The organism is Acinetobacter sp. SwsAc5 (assembly GCF_013391485.1).
Lineage (GTDB): Bacteria > Pseudomonadota > Gammaproteobacteria > Pseudomonadales > Moraxellaceae > Acinetobacter > Acinetobacter towneri.
Genome location: NZ_JACAXD010000076.1, coordinates 1 through 675, shown reverse-complemented (window position 1 = coordinate 675; position 675 = coordinate 1). Strand labels below are relative to the sequence as shown.

Below are 675 nucleotides of genomic sequence, written 5' to 3'. Positions count from 1 at the left end.
AGGTTGGATAGTCGGGGAAGTTACTCAAGTCTGAAATACTGCCTAATTTGCACAGAATCATGCTGTATTTTGCGATCTGAGGCTCTGTAAGGGGTTTTATCGTGTCTAGGTCATTCGTGGCTATTTTTGGCGTTTCTGTAGCAATTTCGGCTTGTTTGGGCTTCTTCTGCTTAAACTTGAATGAGAATCCCGTAATCACTCGCCCTTTTTTGTGCTGTTCGTAGGTTGCTGTAATGTCGGTATGATCATTGATCTGCTTGAGTGCTAGCTCAATAACTCGCATCTTTAAGTTATCTGTTCTCGTGTATTCAGTATCTAAAACACCTATTCGTTTTCTAAATTCGCCTAATTCAATAATGGGGGTTTTTCCTGTTGTGCGCCAACAAATCAATAATTCATACATACGGACAGCATAGGCACTCGATAAACCGCTAATTTGCTCAATATCGTACTGGGTGAATTGTTCCTCCAGTCTTGTAATTAATGGAACAACCGCAGGGGCAAAAATAACTTCAACCGTTGCAGTTTCATCAATGTAAGCAATTTGACTGACCCAACGACTTGTAATATTTGCACGTCCACGTTCTCGTTTTTCTTGGTAGCTAAACTGACGAGCAAATAAGTCCTTACAGGCATCTTTTAAAGCTTGATATGCCGTTGTTCTGTGTACACCAA

1 protein-coding gene is annotated in these 675 nt (G+C 40.7%); it reads right to left on the bottom strand.

Going from position 1 to position 675, the window contains the following annotated elements:
• Positions 1-675: replication initiation protein RepM (gene repM, locus HYG89_RS15915; protein ID WP_256734041.1), on the bottom strand; the 675-nt coding region annotated here is incomplete at both ends.